This window comes from Streptomyces sp. NPDC001027, assembly GCF_040299045.1.
Lineage (GTDB): Bacteria > Actinomycetota > Actinomycetes > Streptomycetales > Streptomycetaceae > Streptomyces.
The window spans coordinates 22315-37769 of record NZ_JBEPBI010000068.1; the positions used below are offsets into that span (position 1 = coordinate 22315).

A 15455-nucleotide genomic window follows, 5' to 3' on the forward strand; every position below is an offset into this window, starting at 1 on the left:
TCGTTCCCTTGCGCCGTACGCGGTGGACGCGCCTTTCGGGCTCGCCGCCTGCCTCCCCGGTCCCGTACCGGGGAGGCAGGCGGCGGACCCTCCCATCCCTCCCCTGCCCTGAGAGCCGCACATGTCCCCTGCACACTCGAGCGCCAGACCCGGCGCCGCACAGCGTTCACGCACCACGACCCTCCTGTTCCTGTTCCTCGCGCTGATCGTCGCCGCGGCGACGATGACGCTGCCGGCCGCGGGACGGGCACAGGCCCTCTCGCGTCCCTCGCAGACGCTGTACACCCCGCCCGCGGGGGCCCCCTCGCCCGGCTCGCTGTATCCGCGGGTGCTGCGCCTCCAGCACAACGGACCGGCCGACGGCACCCTGCTCGCCTCCTTCGAGCAGTACACCTCCGGCACACCCGTCTTCCCGATCTACCGCAGCACCGACGACGGCAACTCCTGGAGCAAGCTCTCCGACATCGCCGACACCCAGAACGGCTGGGGCATGCGCTGGCAGCCCGAGCTCTTCGAACTGCCCACCGCGATCGGCGACTTCCCGGCCGGGACCATCCTGGCCGCGGGCGCCTCGGTGCCCTCCGACCGGTCGGCCACCAAGATCGACCTGTACGCCAGCACCGACCGCGGTCAGACCTGGAGCTTCGTCGTCAACATCGCCACCGGCGGCGCCGCCTGGGACACGAACGGGAACACCCCGGTCTGGGAGCCGTTCTTCCTGGTCTCCGGGGGGAAGCTGATCGTCTACTACTCCGACCAGCGCGACCCCGACCACGGCCAGAAGATCGTCCACCAGGTCTCCACGGACGCCCGCACCTGGGGCCCCGTCGTCGACGACGTGGCGATGCCTGCCTTCAGCAACCGTCCGGGCATGCCGACCGTCGCGAAGCTGCCGAACGGCGCCTACGTCCTGTCGTACGAGTACGGCGGCGCCCCCGAGGGCAACTTCTCCGTCTACTACAAGATCTCGTCCGACCCGGAGGCGTTCGGCTCGGTCACCGGCATCCCGCTGCGGACGACGGACGGCGTGGTGCCCCAGAGCGCTCCCTACCTGACCTGGCTGCCCACAGGAGGCCCCGACGGGACTCTCGTACTCAGCGCCAACAGCGCCGACGATCTGTTCGTCAACACGCAGAACGGCGCCGCGAACACCTGGACGCGCATCAGCGCCAACCTGGCCGGCGGCTACAGCCGCGGCATGACGGGCCTCCCCGACGGGCACAGCCTGCTGGTCCTCAGCGCCGGACGCGGAGGCAGCAACCTCTCCAACCCCGTCACCTACAGCACCATCGACCTCGGCGGCGGCGTCTCCGACGGCGCCACCTACACCATGACCAACGCGAACAGCGCCCTGAACCTCACCATCGCCGGAGGCTCCACCGCCAACGGGACCACCGCCACCCAGCAGAATCCCACCACGTCCACCAACCAGCAGTGGCGCTTCGTGCAGCAGCCCTCGGGCTACTTCAAGATCGTCAACGTCGCCAGCGGCAAGGTTCTCGGGGTCCAGAACCAGTCCACCGCCGACGGCGCGACCGTCCTGCAGTGGGACGACAACGGCACGCTCGACCACGAATGGGCCGTCGCGCCCCATCCGGCCGGCGGGTACGGCATCACCAACCGCATCAGCGGCAAGTTGCTCGAGATACCCAGCGCCTCCACCACCGTCGGGACCACCGCCGTCCAGTGGGACGCCACCGCCTGCGCCTGCCAGCGCTGGAACCTCGCCCAGACCGCCCTGCCGCCCCTGGGCGCCGGTCAGTACGTGCTGGTGAACAAGAACAGCGGCAAGTACCTCGACATCCCGGCCGGCTCCACCACCGCGGGCACCGCCGTCGGCCAGTGGCAGAACACGGCCTGCGCCTGCCAGCTCTTCACCTTCCAGTCCGCGGGCAGCGGCGCCTGGACCGTCAAGAACGTCAAGAGCAACCTCAACCTCGACGTCCAGGGCTCCTCCGCCACAGCGGGAGCGGCCGTCGTCCAGAACACCGCCTCCGGCGCCAACTCCCAGAAATGGACCCTCACCGACGCGGGCGGCGGTTACTACAAACTCCGCAACGTGAACAGCGCCCTCGTCGCAGGCGTCGCCCAGTCCTCCACCGCCAACGGGGCAGCCGTCGTCCAGTGGAGCAGTGTCAACGTCGACGACCAGCTCTGGAAGATCGTCCGGATCAACTGACCGCTTTGCCTGGGGTCATGACCGGGTGCGGGAACCGCCGGCGAAGCGGTTCCCGCACCCGTCGGCTGCGCCCAGGCCGACCGGCCGAGGCGCAGCCGACCGCTCCTCCCTGCAGTGGCCGAGGTGAATCTGCCGTGCACGCTGGTGGAGTTCAACGGCGAGCGCAACCACGTCCACCTGCTGGTGAACTTCCCACCCAAGATCGCCGTCACCAAGCTCGTCAACTCCCATCCTCTCCGCCGTCCAGAGCCGCTTCGGACAGCGCAACCGCGTGCAGGCGGTGTCGTACGCGATCCGCAGGGGGCTGATCTGAGCGCCGGCCTGCGGCGCACGCCGTTCGCCCGTGCCGCCGGGTCTCGGCTGCACGGGCGGTCGTCGGCGCCGGGCGCCGGGGCGTCGGCTCAGAGATGCTGCTCGGTGGCCCGGGTGCGGTGGTACTCGTCCTGGCGCTCGTCGGTGATGTACGCCGGGATCGGGAAGTCCCACCAGCCGGGCACCCAGGGGCCCGCGGCGTCGCGGTCCGTGGGGACCTCGATCACGGCGGGCGCCCCGGACTGGACGGCCTTGCGCAGGGTCGGCTCCAGGGACGCGGCGTCGTTGACCTTCCACGACTCGATGCCGAAGGCCCGGCCCATGGCCGCGAAGTCGGGGCTGTACGGCGAGCCGTCGGGGTGGGAGAACTCCGTGCCGATGTGCCGCGAGGTCTGCTTGCGCTGACCGCCGCGGATCGACATGTAGCCCGCGTTGTTCTGGACCACGAAGATCACCGGTGCGCCGGCGGTGACGCTCAGGGCGATCTCCTGGGACGTCATGAGGAAGTCGCCGTCGCCGAGGACGCACACGACCGGGCTGTCCGGCCGGGCGAGCTTGGCGCCGACGGCCGCCGGGATCGCCCAGCCCATGGAGGAGAAGCCGCCGGAGGTGAGGTGGGTGCGCGGCGAGTAGACCGGGAAGGTCTGCTTGACCGCTCCCTGGGTGTTGCCCGAGCCGGCGACGATGATCGCGTCGCGCGGGAGCACGTTGCGCAGGGCTCCGAGCGGGCGCTGGGAGGTGAACGGGAAGCGGTCGCTGTCGCGGCGGCCGGCGAGCTTCTCCTCCCAGTCCCGCTTGAGGCTCGCGAGTTCGGCGAGGTACTCGGAGCGGTCGACGCCCTGGGAGGGCAGGGAGTCGACGATGGCGGCCACGGCGCGTTGCGCGTCCGCGACGATGCCCACCTCGGCGGGGTAGTTCTTGCCGATCTCGTGCGGGTCGATGTCGATGTGGATGAGCTTCGCGGGCGGGATGGAGAAGCTGATGCCCTTGGCGTAGCTGGAGGCGGACCAGTCGGTGAAGCGGCAGCCGACGGAGATCACGACGTCGGCGGAGCTCGCGATCGCGTTGCCGGTCATCGTGCCGGTCTGGCCGACGCTGCCGGCGAACAGCTCGTGGTCCTCGGGGAAGGCGCTCTTGCCGTTCCACGTGGTGACGACCGGGATCTGCCAGCGCTCGGCGAGCGCGAGGACCTGGTCGGACGCCTCGGAGGTGATCGCACCGCCGCCGACCACGATGACCGGCCGGGCGGCCGCGCGCAGCACGTCGACCGCACGGTCCACGGCTTCCGGGTCGGGGTGCTGGCGGCCGACGGGGATACGCCGCTCCAGGTCGTGGAGCTGTACGTCCGCCGCCTCGGCCTGTACGTCCATGGGGACTTCGAGGTGTACCGGGCCGGGGCGGCCGGTCAGCATGGAGTTGAAACAGCGGTGCAGGACGAAGGGGAGTTCCTCGACCCGGGTGACGACCCAGTGCCGCTTGCTGACGGCCTCGGCGACCTTGGGGAAGTCGTTGGCCGTGTAACGGTCGAGTTCCTGGAGCAGTCCGTGGCCGCGCATGTGGGTCGGCGGGCCGCCGGTGACGACGAGCACGCTGGTGGAGTCCGTGAACGCGGTGCCCATGCCGATGACGGTGTTGCTGGCGCCGGCGCCGATGGAGGTCACGGCGGCCTGCGGGCGGCCGGTGACACGGTAGTAGCCGTCGGCGAGGTGGACGGCGCTCTGCTCGTGGAAGGTCTGGATGAAGGGGATCCGGGACTCGTCGTCGAGGAAGGCGTCGGTCAGTGACCAGATGCCGTGGCCGGGGATGCCGGCGACGACGTCGACCCCGTAGTTGCGCAGGGTCCGCGCGACGATCTGGCCTCCGGTGAGGACAGGCATGGTGTGCTCCCAAACAGCTCGGGTCGGACGGTGGGATCAGGGGTTCTGACGGGCGGCCCAGGCGAAGCCCTGGGTGCACAGGCGGGTGACCTCCGGGTTCTGGAGGTCGTCGAGGTCGTGTCCGACCGCGCTGTAGAAGACGCGGCCCTGCCCCCACGTGCGGGTCCATGCCTGGGGGATCGTCTTCCCCTCCAGCCACGGCAGGTGTTCACCGGTGAAGGCGGTCTCGGCCAGGACGTGGTTGTTGGGGTCGACGGACATGTAGTACTGCTCCGAGGCGACCCGGAAGTCCTTCACTCCGGCGGTGATCGGGTGACCGGTGTCCGTGAGCGTGACGTCGTAGGGGTACTTCACGCCTTCGCCGGCGGGGTGTTCGAGGAAGCTGCCGCCGAGCAGCCAGTGGTACTTGAGGCTGGTGCGGAACGCGGCGGCCGCGCCGTGCCAGGCGGCGATCCCGGTGCCGCTCTCCACCGCGCCCAGCAGGTTCGACTCCTGGGCGGCGGTCAGCCCCTCGGACAGCAGGGCGTTGTTCCAGTTGAGCGCGATCAGGTCGTAGCCGGTGAGGTCCGCGTCGAGCGAGAAGACGTCGTTGGTCTCGTCGACGTCGAAACCGAGGTTCTTGAAGATCGGGAGGGCCCATTCCTCGGCCACCTGGTAGGGCTTGTGCCCCGGCCAGCCTCCGTAGAGATACAGGACGCGTGTCATGCGGGGTTCCCTCCGGTCGTGATGCCAAGGGCCGCGGCGCGGCTGCGCAGACGCTCGGCCACCTCCATGGCGTCGCCTTCCGGCGCGGTGGACTTGCGCTCCGGCTTCGCGATCAACAGGTACACCAGGCCCACGGCGGAGACGAGGAGGAAGCCGATGAGCGCGATCCACCGGTCCACGAACGGGGTCGCGGAGTCACCGGCGGGCCAGGCGAGAAGGAACATTCCGAGGACGCCGTAGACCAGGGCCGCCACGTTGACCACGAAGCCCCAGCGGCCGAGGCTCCAGGCTCCGGCGGGGCGCCAGCCCTTCAGGCGCATCCGCAGCGCGGCCAGTACGACCATCATGAAGGCCGCGTATCCGGCCAGCATCTGGAACGCCACGATCTTGGTGAGTGAGTCGGGCGAGTAGTAGACGAACACGAAGATCAGCAGGGGCAGGACGTTCACGGCCAGCAGCGCGTTCATCGGGACGCGGTGCTTGCGGGTGATCTGCGAGAAGACGCGGGATCCTGGGAACATGTCGTCGCGGGCGAAGGAGAAGACGATCCGGCTGGCGGCGGCCTGCTGGCTCATCACGCCCGCGACGAAGGATGTGATGGTGACGGCGAGGACCAGCTTCGTGCCGACGATGCCGAGCGAGCTCTGCAGGATCGAGGGGATCGGGTTGGTGTCCTTGCCCGAGAGGATCGAGCCGAGGTCGGGAGCCGCGAGGGCGTACCCGACGAAGGCGAGGAGAGCGGCCAGTCCGCCGACGGCCACCGTCAGCTGCATGGCCCGCGGGATGCTGCGGGAGGGGTTGGGGACCTCCTCCGCGATCTCGCCGCACGCCTCGAAGCCGTAGAAGAGGAAGAGGCCCACGAGCGAGGCGGTGATGAAGGCCAGGAAGTAGCTGTCGTGGTGGGAGCTGCTGGTCTGGAAGAAGATCGACACGGAGTTGTGCCGTTCGAAGACCAGCAGGTAGAGGCCCACGAGAACGATGCCGATCAGCTCCGCGGCGAGTCCGATCTTCGAGATCAGAGCCAGTGTCCTGGTGCCGAAACAGTTGCAGATCAGGCAGACGACGGTCATGGCGACCGCGATCCACAGGCGCTGGGCGGGGGTGGAGCTGACGCCGGGCTCGTCGGCGGTGCCGGCGAAGAGGCTGGCCACGAAGTCCGAGCTGAAGAGCGCGGTGCTGGTGATGCCGATGGTGATGCAACAGATGTAGGTCCACGCGTTGAACCAGGCGTAGCGTCCGTTCCACAGCCGTCTGACCCACTGGTAGAGCCCGCCCGCGAGCGGGAACTGCGAGACGACCTCCCCGAAGACCAGCGCGACCAGGAACTGTCCGGCCCCGACGATGCCGATCCAGAAGACGGACGGTCCGCCTGCGGTCGCCAGACCGAGCGCGAAGAGGGACACGACACCCACGAGGGGCGAGAGATAGACGAAGCCGAGGGCGAAGTTCGCCCACAGGCTGACCTTTCTGTCGAACTTCTGCTCGTAGCCGAGTACGGCGAGCATGTCCGAGTCCGCGGCCGAGGAGGCGGGGCTCCCGGCCCCGCCCGATGAGCCTACGGGGGTGGATGCGGGCGCGGTGTGCGCCTCGTTGTCGGTGGCTGACATGACGGTCTCCGTGGGTCGAGGGGGAGGTGCTCCTTGTCGAACGGCTGCCGGGATGCTGCTGCGGTCCGGCATAAATCGCGATCCGTCATCGCGGATCAGCTCTGCTCGAAGGTGTGGTCGGACCAGTCCAGTCGGGCCGATCCGTAGCGCGCGGCGCGGACGTCCCCCGAACGCGCGTGTCCCTCGAAGTTCTCGATGCGTGAGGCCCTGCCGCAGATCTCGCCGAGCCGGGCACTGGACCCGGGGTCCCTGATCTCCTGGTAGGTCACGGTCTTGAGGTACTTGCCGACCCAGAGACCGCCGGTGTAGCGGGCCGCGCCCAGGGTGGGCAGTACGTGGTTGGTGCCGATGACCTTGTCGCCGTACGCGACGCAGGTCTTGTCCCCGAGGAACAGGGCGCCGTAGTCGCGCATCCGGTGCAGCGCCTCGCGGGGCTCGGCGGTGAGGATCTGGACGTGCTCGCTCGCGTACTCGTCGGCGAGTGCGTAGGCGGCGTCCAGGGTGGGGACCACGATCACCTCGCCGTGGTCGCGCCAGGCACGGCCGGCGACCTCTCCGGTGGACAGGCCCGGAAGCAGCTTCTCCACCCAGGCGATGGTCCGCGTGCCCACCTCCTCGGACGTCGTGATGAGGACCGCCGGGGAGTCGGGGCCGTGCTCGGCCTGGGACAGCAGGTCTGTCGCCACCACGAACGGGTCCGCGGTGTGATCCGCGACGATCAGCACCTCCGTCGGTCCGGCGAAGAGGTCGATGCCGACCTCGCCGAACAGCTGGCGCTTGGCCTCCGCCACGTAGGCGTTGCCGGGACCGGCGAGCATGTCGACCGCGTCGATCGTCTCGGTGCCCAGCGCCAGGGCGGCCACGGCCTGGACACCGCCCATGACGTAGATCTCGTCGGCCCCGGCCAGGTGCATCGCGGCGATGCTGACGGGCGGCGGCGCCCCCCGGTCCGGCGGCGTGGTCGCGGCGACCCGTCCGACGCCCGCGACCTTGGCGGTCAGGACGGTCATGTGGGCCGACGCGGTGAGGGGGTAGCGACCGCCCGGCACATAGGCGCCGGCCGCGCCGATGGGGATGTTGCGCTGCCCCAGGAACACGCCGGGCAGCGTCTCCACCTCGAAGTCGGTGAGGGAGTCGCGCTGCGCCTGGGCGAAGCCGCGGACCTGCTTCTGGACGAAGCGCAGGTCGTCGAGAACCGTCTCGGGGACGGAGGAGACGACGGAGGCGATCTGGTCGGGCCCGAGCCGGTAGGACTCCGGGCTCCAGTCGTCGAACTTCTGCGACCAGCGGCGCACGGCCGCGTCGCCGTTCTGCCGGATGTCGGCGATCACGTCGGCGACGGTCTCGATGATTTCCGGCCGGCTGGTCCGCGATGTCTTCGCGGCGACAGGGGCCTTGATGATCTTGCGTTGTGCTGACACTCTGCACTCCTTGCAGGGGTCGTGCCTGCGGGCTTGCCCTGAAGTCTGGGGAAACGAGAGGTGGGACGACAGGCACAGGGTGTGCAATATTGGCCGTGAATCCTGCACACACCGAGGTTGTGGCTCATGGCTGAAGTCCTGACTGTTCGCGCCGCGCTGGAACTGGAGGTGTTCACGCGCACCACCGTGCGCGTGTACGCCGGGGAGCGGAATCTGGACCGCCCGGTGCGCTGGGTGCACACGGGCGAGATCCCGGACATCCACCGCTTCCTCACGGGCCAGGAGATGCTGCTGACGGCCGGCCTCGGCATGGGCGCGACCCAGCTGGAGCAGCGTGCCTTCGTCCGACGGCTCGCGGACGCCCACGCGGCCGTCCTCGTCGTCGAACTGGCCGGGCGCATGTTCGCCTCCATGCCTCAGGCCGTGATCGAGGAGGCGGAGGCGGCCGGACTGCCGCTGGTGGGCCTCGCCGACGAGATCCCCTTCGTCGAGACGTCGGCCCAGGTCCACGAGGTGCTGGTCGGGATGCGCATCAAGCAGCTGATCGCCGAAGAGGCCACCAGTCAGGCGTTCATGGACCTGCTGCTGGCGGACGAGGACTACGTCGGCGTGGTCAGGGAGCTGGCCCGGCGCACCGGGCACCCCGTGGTGCTGGAGGACGTCGCCCATCAGATGCTGGCGTACGGAGGCGCGAGCCCGGAGGCCGACGAGGTCGTCGACGAGTGGAGTGCGCACTCCCGGGCGATCCACGAGCGCCACCCGCCGCTGTCGGCGCGGGGCCCCGGGGTCCCGACCGCCCCGGCGGCGTCGTTTCGCGAGGTCGCGCCATGTGCTCGCCAGCCCGTGGTGCTCCGGGGCGAGTCGTGGGGCTGGATCCACCTGCTGCACGGGGGGAAGCGGCCGAGCCCGCCCGAACTGCGCACGCTGGAGCGAGCCGCCGCGGCCGTGGCGATCTCGCTGCTGAGCGAGCGGGAGAGCGGCGCCCGCGCGTCCCAGCGTCAGACGGCGCTGCTCAACCGGCTGCTGCTCGGCGACATCACGGGAGAGCGGTTCGTGACCCTCGGTCTGGCGCTCGGCCAGGACCTGCGCGGACGGGACCTGATCGTCGTCACGGCCTGGGCGGGGGACGAGGAGCCGACCAAGGACCACCTCCTCGCCCACCTGCTGCAGGAGGCGGGCTGGCCCGCCGTCGTGGGCGACACCGGAGACTTCGACGTGGCGGTCGTGGGCCTGCCCACCCGGGCTGACGCCGCCCGGGTGCCGGCCCTGCTGACCGATCACGGCGTACGCGGCGGCGTCAGCCGGGTCGTGGAGCCGGCGGTGCTCCCCCTGGCGCTGCGCCAGAGCCGCAGCGCGGCGTCCGTCGCCGCCGCGGCCTCGACCGCGGAGGTGCGTCATTTCGACGATCTGGGGGCGCTGCGCCTCCTGGTCGCCCTCTCCGAGGGTCCCGAGCTGCGCCGTTACGTCGAGGACGAGCTCGGTCCGCTCCTGGAGCACGACGCGCTGGCGAAGAACCCGCTGCTGCCCACCCTGCGCACGTTCCTCGACTGCGGCGGCAACAAGGCGCGGGCGGCGGAGGAGCTCTTCATCCAGCGACGCACCCTCTACCACCGCCTGGACAAGCTCTCCGAGATCCTCGGTCTCGACCTCACGCAGGTCAACGACCAGCAGCGGCTGCAGCTGGCCGTGCGCGGACACGACCTGTTGCGCAGGCCGACCCTGCGGCGGACATGACCGCGCGGCGGACCCGACCTCGCGGCGGGTCCGACCGCCGTGCCGTCAGTCCTTCGTCGCCCGGGCGAGGGACGGGGCGATGCGCAGGGCGTTCGCGCCGATCGTCAGCGCGGGGTTCAGCGCGGCGGAGGACGGGAAGAACGACGAGTCGGCCAGCCAGAGGTTCTCCACGTCGTGGCTGCGGCACAGGGGGTCGAGCACGCTGCGCGTCGGGTCGTGGCCCGCCACGGCCGTTCCGCACATGTGGGAGTTGGTCTCGATCCCCATGCGCTGGGTGAAGACCAGCGGATAGCCGGCCCTGCGGACCGCCCTGGTGACCCGCCGCACGAGTTCGTGGTGGGGCGCGAGGTTGGACGGCGTCCAGTCGATGAGGATGCGGCTCCCGTCCACGCGCACCCGGTTGTCCCGGGACGGCAGGTCCTCGGTCGTCAGGTAGATGTCGAGGCTTCGGGCCGCCATGAGCTTCAGGGCCCAGGTCGGCGCCCACGGTCGCGCGGGCTTGAGCATGGGGGCCTGCAGCTTGCCCAGCATCTGGAGGTTGCCGAGCGGGAAGCGCGTGCCCGGTCCGGCTTCGTAGAAGTCGTTCAGGCCGAGCGTCTTCTGCCACTTCGTGGGGTTGGTCCGCAAGGGGTTGACCCCGACGAAGAACGTGCTGTTGTGGACCATGTAGTTGCGGCCGAGCAGATCCGACGAGTTGGCGAGACCCCGGGGGTGCGCCTCGTCGGCCGAGCGAAGGAGCAGCGCGGCCGAGTTGACGGCGCCTGCGGCGAGGGCGAAGGACCTGGCGTTGATACGGAGGGTGCGGCCCGCGTGCCGTGCCTCGGCGGCGACGATCCTGCGGCCGTCGGGCGAGGTGATCAGTCGGGTGATCTGAGCGCCCGTGAGGATGTTCACGCCGTCGCGCAGCGCGGGGAGGAGGAGCCGGTTCTCCGCGTCGGACTTCCTGCCCGTCTCGTCCGGGCAGCCGTCGGCGGTCGTCACGGCGGCGCGATCGGCCTGCGTCTCGACGTTCAGGGCGTTCGGCGTGTGGAACGGGTGCAGGCCCTGCCTGCGCAGCGACCGGGAGAACCGCTCGATCTCCGGTTCGTGCCGGAGCGCCGGATACGGGTAGGGCTTGGAGCGGGGCGGCTCGGTCGGGTCCTCGCCGGTCTGCCCGTGCACTTGGAGCAGCTCCTCCATCGCGGTGTAGAAGGGCTCCAGGTCGTCGTAGTCGAAGGGCCAGGCGCGCGAGACGCCCTCGTGGTGCTGCACCTCGGTGAAGTCGCTGCGCCGGAAGCGGGGCAGCATGGCGCCGTAGAAGCGGGTGTTTCCCCCCACCCAGTAGTACACGCCGGGTGCGAACGGTCTGCCGTTGGCGCCGTCGTACCACTGGCCGGCGTTCTTGTACCGGCCCTTGAGGTACATCTCGGCCGGCTGCGAGTTCTGCGGTTCCCGGGGGAGGAAACGGCCCCGCTCCACGACGAGCACGTCGAGACCGGAGTCCTTCAGCGCCCAGGCCAGCGCGGACCCGCCCATGCCGGAGCCGATGATCAGGACGTCTGTGCCGATCTCCTCGGCGGCGCCGGGTGAGACGAGGGCCTCGGGCCGCAGCTCGGGGGGTGTGTAGTCATCACGGACCGGGTCGGACATGAGTCGGGGCCCCTCTTTGCGGCGGTGTTTCCGAAACGAGCCTAAGCAGCGGCACGGATGCGGCACATGCACGGAATGAGTAACGGCTGCCGCCCGAGTCGCTCACTTCGTGCATGGGCTGAGCAGGTCCGGCGTCCCTAGCCTCACCAGGAACCACCGCACGCCGATCCGGCGACGAAGCTCCACGGAGGCGCAATGGACAGGGAAGCGTATGACTACGTCGTCGTCGGGGCCGGCTCGTCCGGCTGCGCGGTCGCGGCCCGGCTGTCCGAGGATCCCGATGTCACGGTCGCGCTGATCGAGGCGGGGCCGCCGGCCCGGGGCCGCCTCTTCGAGATCCCTGCGCTGTTCTCGCAGCAGCTCAAGACACAGTTCGACTGGGACTTCGGGACAGAGCCCGAGCCGCGGCTCGGCGGGCGGCGCGCCTATCTGCCCCGCGGGCGGGTGATCGGCGGCACCAGCTCGATGAACACGATGCTGTACGTGCGCGGTCACCGCTACGACTACGACACCTGGGAGCGGCTCGGCAACCCGGGCTGGGGATACGACGACGTCCTGCCGTTCTTCAAGAAGTCCGAGGACAACGAGCGCGGCGCCGACGACTTCCACGGCGTCGGCGGCCCCCTCACCGTCAGTGACCCCCGCTCCGTCCACCCGCTGCTGACGGCGTGGGTCGAGGCGTCCCAGGACGCGGGGCACAAGCTCAACTCCGACTTCAACGGAGCCGAGCAGGAGGGCGTGGGCTATCACCAGGTCACGCAGCGGGGCGGCCTGCGGTGCAGCAGCGCGATCGCGTTCCTGGAGCCGGCCGCGGGCCGTCCGAACCTCACCGTGCTGCCCTCGACGACCGCTCTGCGCCTCGTCTTCGACGGCTCACGGGCCGCGGGCCTGGAGGTCGACCACCTCGGCGCCGTCCGGACGATCCGGGTCGACCGTGAGATCGTGCTGTCCCTCGGGGCCTACAACTCGCCCCACCTGCTCCTGCAGTCCGGTGTCGGGCCCGCCGACGAACTGACCGCGGGCGGCATCACCCCCCTGCACGACCTGCCGGACGTCGGCCGGAACATGCAGGACCACACCGGGTGCTTCATCAGCTTCTTCAGCGACGCCGAACCGCTCCTGGGTCCGGACACCTCCGCGGAGGAGCGGCTCCTGCGCGAGCAGGGCGCCGGTCCGATGGCCTGGAACGAGGTCGGCGGCTTCTTCAGCTCCGGCGACGACGTGCCCGCTCCGGACATCCAGGTCCACGCCGCGCTGGGCATCGTCCGTGACGAGGGTCTGGCCGCGCCGCTCGAGCCGGGCATGTCGTTCGGTCCGTATGTCGCGCGGCCCGCGAGCCGTGGCTCGGTGCGGCTGCGGCATTCCCACCCGTACGCCAAGCCGCGCATCTTCCACAACTACCTCGCCGACCCCGACGACCGCAGGCGGCTGCGGGAGGGCGTCCGGCTGTGCATGCGCATCGCCCGCGAGCAGCGGCTGACGGCCGTGCTGCAGTCGGACCTGCGCACGGCCGCCGACGCCGGACTGGCCCCCGCGTCGGACCGTGACCAGGACATCGACGACTTCGTCCGCACGCAGTCCTTCTCCTTCTACCACCCGTCGGGCACCTGCATGATGGGCAAGGTCGTCGACCACGAACTCCGGGTGCACGGGCTCGACAACGTCCGCGTGGCGGACACGTCGATCATGCCGACCCTCGTCACCGGGAACACGAACGCTCCCGCCATCATGATCGGCGAGAAGGCCGCCTCGCTCCTGCGGACGTCGGCGGGGTGACGCCGCGAGGCCGGGAGGTCCGTCAGACGGTCCGGACGACGGTGCCGCCGGCCTCGAATGCGGCGACTTCGTCGGCGGCGGCGCCGGTGTCGGTGACGAGGACGTCCAGGAGGGCGGCGGGTCCGACGTAGGCGTAGGCGGTGTGGCCGAGCTTGCTGCCGTCGGCGGCCGCGACGACACGGCGGGCGGAGGCGATGCCCGCCTTCTTCACCGCGGCGTCGTCGAGGTCGTAGGCGGTCAGACCGTCGGCTGCGGTCAGCCCGCAGCACCCGATGACGGCGGTGTCGAAGCGCAGGGCGGCCAGGGAGGCGAGGGCGAGGGGGCCGGTGAGGGCTCCCTCGGCGGCGCGGGGCTGCCCGCCGGGCACGACCAGTGTGGCCTGGCCGGGCGTCCCGCCGAGCAGGTGGATGGCCTGCAGGGACAGGGGCATCACGGTGACGGGCCGTTCACGCAGGAGCCGGGCGACCTCCAGGCAGGTGGTGCCGCTGTCCAGCAGGACGCTCTCGCCGTCGGCGATGAGGGCGCACACCTCGGCGGCGATCCGGCGCTTGACGTCGACCGCCTCGTGGGAGCGCAGCGCGAAGGGGGGTTCCTCGCCGCGGAGCAGCAGGGTGCGCGCGCCTCCGCGGACGCGTTCGAGGACGCCCTGGGCGGCGAGGGCGTCGAGGTCGCGCCGGACGGTCATCTCCGAGGCGCCGGTCAGTTCGGCCAGTTCCTGGACCGTGGCCGCTCCGGAGTCCCTGACGACCTTGGCGATCAGCCCGTGCCGGTCTGCGTTGCTCATGCCGCGATTGAACACCACCCGGAAACGAACAATCAACTTGTTCGTTAGCCCGCTTTTCAAACACGCAAGATGTTCGTTACGCTGAGCGGCATGGAACGTTCCCTGCGAGCCGCCCGCGTGGCGACCTATGTCTACTTCGTCCTGTACGGCACCCTGCTGGGCACCTGGGTGGTGCACATCCCCGAGATCGAGGAGCGCACGGGCGTCAGCCATGCCACGCTCGGCGGTCTGCTGGTGGTGCTCGGGCTCGGAGCCTTCGTGGGCATGCAGGTGGCGGGCCCGCTGACCGACCGCCTCGGCGCCCGCACCGTGGCGCCGGCCGGCGGCGTCCTCTGCGGCACGACGCTGTTCCTGCCCGGTCTCGCCCACGACCCGTGGACGCTGGCCGCCGCGCTGCTCGTCTTCGGGCTCTGCAACGGCTGCCTGGACGTGAGCATGAACGCCCACGCCGTGCACGTGGAGAAGGCGTACGGCCGCCCCGTCATGTCCGGTTTCCACGCCACGTTCTCCGTCGGCGGGGTCCTCGCCGCGCTCGCCGGAGCAGGCGCCGCGAGCGCCGGCCTGAACCCGGCCGCGGCCATGGCCGCCATGGGGGCGATGGGCGTCGTGGTGGCCCTGGTCGCGGCCCGCGGTCTGCTGCCTGCCGCTCCCGCCGGCGAGACCGCGGGGGCCGCCGAGGAGGCCGGGACGGCGCCGCCCGCCGAGGGCGGCGGCAGCACGGGCCGGGTCTGGACGCTGGCCGTACTGGCCCTGATGGTGATGCTGTGCGAGGGCGCCGCCAACGACTGGAGCGCCCTGCACCTGAAGGACGTCATGGGTGCGTCCGCCGGTGCGGCGGCCTTCGCGTACGGCGCCTTCGCCGCGGCCATGACCGTCGGACGGCTGCTCGCCGACCGGATCGCCGCCCGGTTCGGCTCCCTGGCGATCCTGCGAAACGGCGCGGCCGTGGCCGCCGTCGGCATCACCCTCGTGACCATCGGCCCGTCGATGTGGGCCGTGTTCACCGGCTGGGCGCTGTTCGGCCTCGGCCTGTCCGGCTGCGTCCCGCAGTTGTTCAGCGCGGCCGGGCACGCCGACCCCTCCGCCGCCGGAACCAACGTCTCCCGTGTCGCCGGCCTCGGCTACGTCGGCATGCTCGCCGGCCCGGCCGTGATCGGCTGGCTGACCCACCTGGTCGCCCTCGACCACGCCTTCGTCCTGCTGACCCTGCTGTGCGTGACCACCGCCGTGGGCGCCGGCGTCCTGCGCACCGGATCCAGCGTCGTCCGTCGCGGCGGACCCGCGGTCGACCCCGCCCGCCGGGCCGAGACGGCGGCCGGCCGCCGCTGACCGCTTGTGGGGGCCGGGGGCGGGGGGACCGGGCGCCCCACCCCCCCCCCCCCCCCCCCCCCCCCCCCCGGGCCCCCCCCCCCCCCCGACCCCACCCGCCCC

10 protein-coding genes and 1 pseudogene are annotated in these 15455 nt (G+C 71.0%); 5 read left to right on the forward strand and 6 right to left on the reverse strand.

Annotated elements, in window-relative coordinates:
• Window positions 1-121 precede the first annotated feature (121 nt).
• Window positions 122-2179 carry an RICIN domain-containing protein gene (locus ABT300_RS20260; RefSeq protein ID WP_351677481.1) on the forward strand — a complete coding sequence of 686 codons (2058 nt, stop codon included), beginning with the start codon at window positions 122-124 and terminating at the stop codon, window positions 2177-2179.
• A gap of 141 nt (window positions 2180-2320) precedes the next feature.
• Window positions 2321-2407 (forward strand): annotated as a pseudogene (locus ABT300_RS20265) (transposase); the annotation flags it as partial.
• Window positions 2408-2580: 173 nt separating this feature from the next.
• Here the strand turns inward: ABT300_RS20265 and ABT300_RS20270 are convergent.
• From ABT300_RS20270 to hisD, 4 genes are all read right to left on the reverse strand, one after another.
• Entirely contained in the window at window positions 2581-4368 is a 1788-nt protein-coding gene (locus tag ABT300_RS20270) for a thiamine pyrophosphate-binding protein (RefSeq protein WP_351677483.1), read from the reverse strand.
• Window positions 4369-4404: 36 nt separating this feature from the next.
• Window positions 4405-5073, reverse strand: a complete 669-nt coding sequence (locus tag ABT300_RS20275; RefSeq protein WP_351677485.1) for a ThuA domain-containing protein — start codon at window positions 5071-5073, stop codon at window positions 4405-4407.
• A complete protein-coding gene (locus ABT300_RS20280) occupies window positions 5070-6680 on the reverse strand; it encodes an APC family permease (RefSeq protein WP_351677488.1) in 1611 nt (536 codons plus the stop codon). The genes ABT300_RS20275 and ABT300_RS20280 overlap by 4 nt, the downstream gene beginning before the upstream one ends.
• A 95-nt stretch (window positions 6681-6775) precedes the next feature.
• Window positions 6776-8101: a histidinol dehydrogenase gene (hisD, locus tag ABT300_RS20285; protein ID WP_351677490.1), complete on the reverse strand. Its 1326-nt coding sequence runs from the start codon at window positions 8099-8101 to the stop codon at window positions 6776-6778.
• A gap of 126 nt (window positions 8102-8227) precedes the next feature.
• Between hisD and ABT300_RS20290 the strand changes: the two genes are divergently transcribed.
• Window positions 8228-9835, forward strand: coding sequence for a PucR family transcriptional regulator (locus ABT300_RS20290; protein ID WP_351677491.1), 1608 nt, complete (start codon window positions 8228-8230; stop codon window positions 9833-9835).
• Window positions 9836-9880: 45 nt separating this feature from the next.
• Here ABT300_RS20290 and ABT300_RS20295 read toward each other — a convergent pair whose 3' ends face one another.
• On the reverse strand, window positions 9881-11464 hold the full coding sequence (locus tag ABT300_RS20295; RefSeq protein WP_351677493.1) for a GMC oxidoreductase: 1584 nt from the start codon (window positions 11462-11464) through the stop codon (window positions 9881-9883).
• A gap of 195 nt (window positions 11465-11659) precedes the next feature.
• Between ABT300_RS20295 and ABT300_RS20300 the strand changes: the two genes are divergently transcribed.
• Window positions 11660-13240 (forward strand): GMC family oxidoreductase, encoded by a 1581-nt coding sequence (locus ABT300_RS20300; RefSeq protein WP_351677495.1) that lies wholly within the window; start codon window positions 11660-11662, stop codon window positions 13238-13240.
• Between the two features lie 22 nt (window positions 13241-13262).
• Here ABT300_RS20300 and ABT300_RS20305 read toward each other — a convergent pair whose 3' ends face one another.
• On the reverse strand, window positions 13263-14024 hold the full coding sequence (locus ABT300_RS20305; RefSeq protein WP_351677497.1) for a DeoR/GlpR family DNA-binding transcription regulator: 762 nt from the start codon (window positions 14022-14024) through the stop codon (window positions 13263-13265).
• A gap of 90 nt (window positions 14025-14114) precedes the next feature.
• Between ABT300_RS20305 and ABT300_RS20310 the strand changes: the two genes are divergently transcribed.
• Entirely contained in the window at window positions 14115-15353 is a 1239-nt protein-coding gene (locus ABT300_RS20310; RefSeq protein WP_351677499.1) for an MFS transporter, read from the forward strand.
• The last annotated feature ends 102 nt before the right edge of the window (window positions 15354-15455 follow it).

Bases quoted from the DNA above. Each gene is read 5' to 3' on its own strand.
- ABT300_RS20260 (WP_351677481.1), top strand. From the start codon at position 122: ATGTCCCCTGCACACTCGAGCGCCAGACCCGGCGCCGCACAGCGTTCA.
- ABT300_RS20270 (WP_351677483.1), bottom strand. From the start codon at position 4,368: ATGCCTGTCCTCACCGGAGGCCAGATCGTCGCGCGGACCCTGCGCAAC.
- ABT300_RS20275 (WP_351677485.1), bottom strand. From the start codon at position 5,073: ATGACACGCGTCCTGTATCTCTACGGAGGCTGGCCGGGGCACAAGCCC.
- ABT300_RS20280 (WP_351677488.1), bottom strand. From the start codon at position 6,680: ATGTCAGCCACCGACAACGAGGCGCACACCGCGCCCGCATCCACCCCC.
- ABT300_RS20290 (WP_351677491.1), top strand. From the start codon at position 8,228: ATGGCTGAAGTCCTGACTGTTCGCGCCGCGCTGGAACTGGAGGTGTTC.
- ABT300_RS20295 (WP_351677493.1), bottom strand. From the start codon at position 11,464: ATGTCCGACCCGGTCCGTGATGACTACACACCCCCCGAGCTGCGGCCC.
- ABT300_RS20300 (WP_351677495.1), top strand. From the start codon at position 11,660: ATGGACAGGGAAGCGTATGACTACGTCGTCGTCGGGGCCGGCTCGTCC.
- ABT300_RS20305 (WP_351677497.1), bottom strand. From the start codon at position 14,024: ATGAGCAACGCAGACCGGCACGGGCTGATCGCCAAGGTCGTCAGGGAC.
- ABT300_RS20310 (WP_351677499.1), top strand. From the start codon at position 14,115: ATGGAACGTTCCCTGCGAGCCGCCCGCGTGGCGACCTATGTCTACTTC.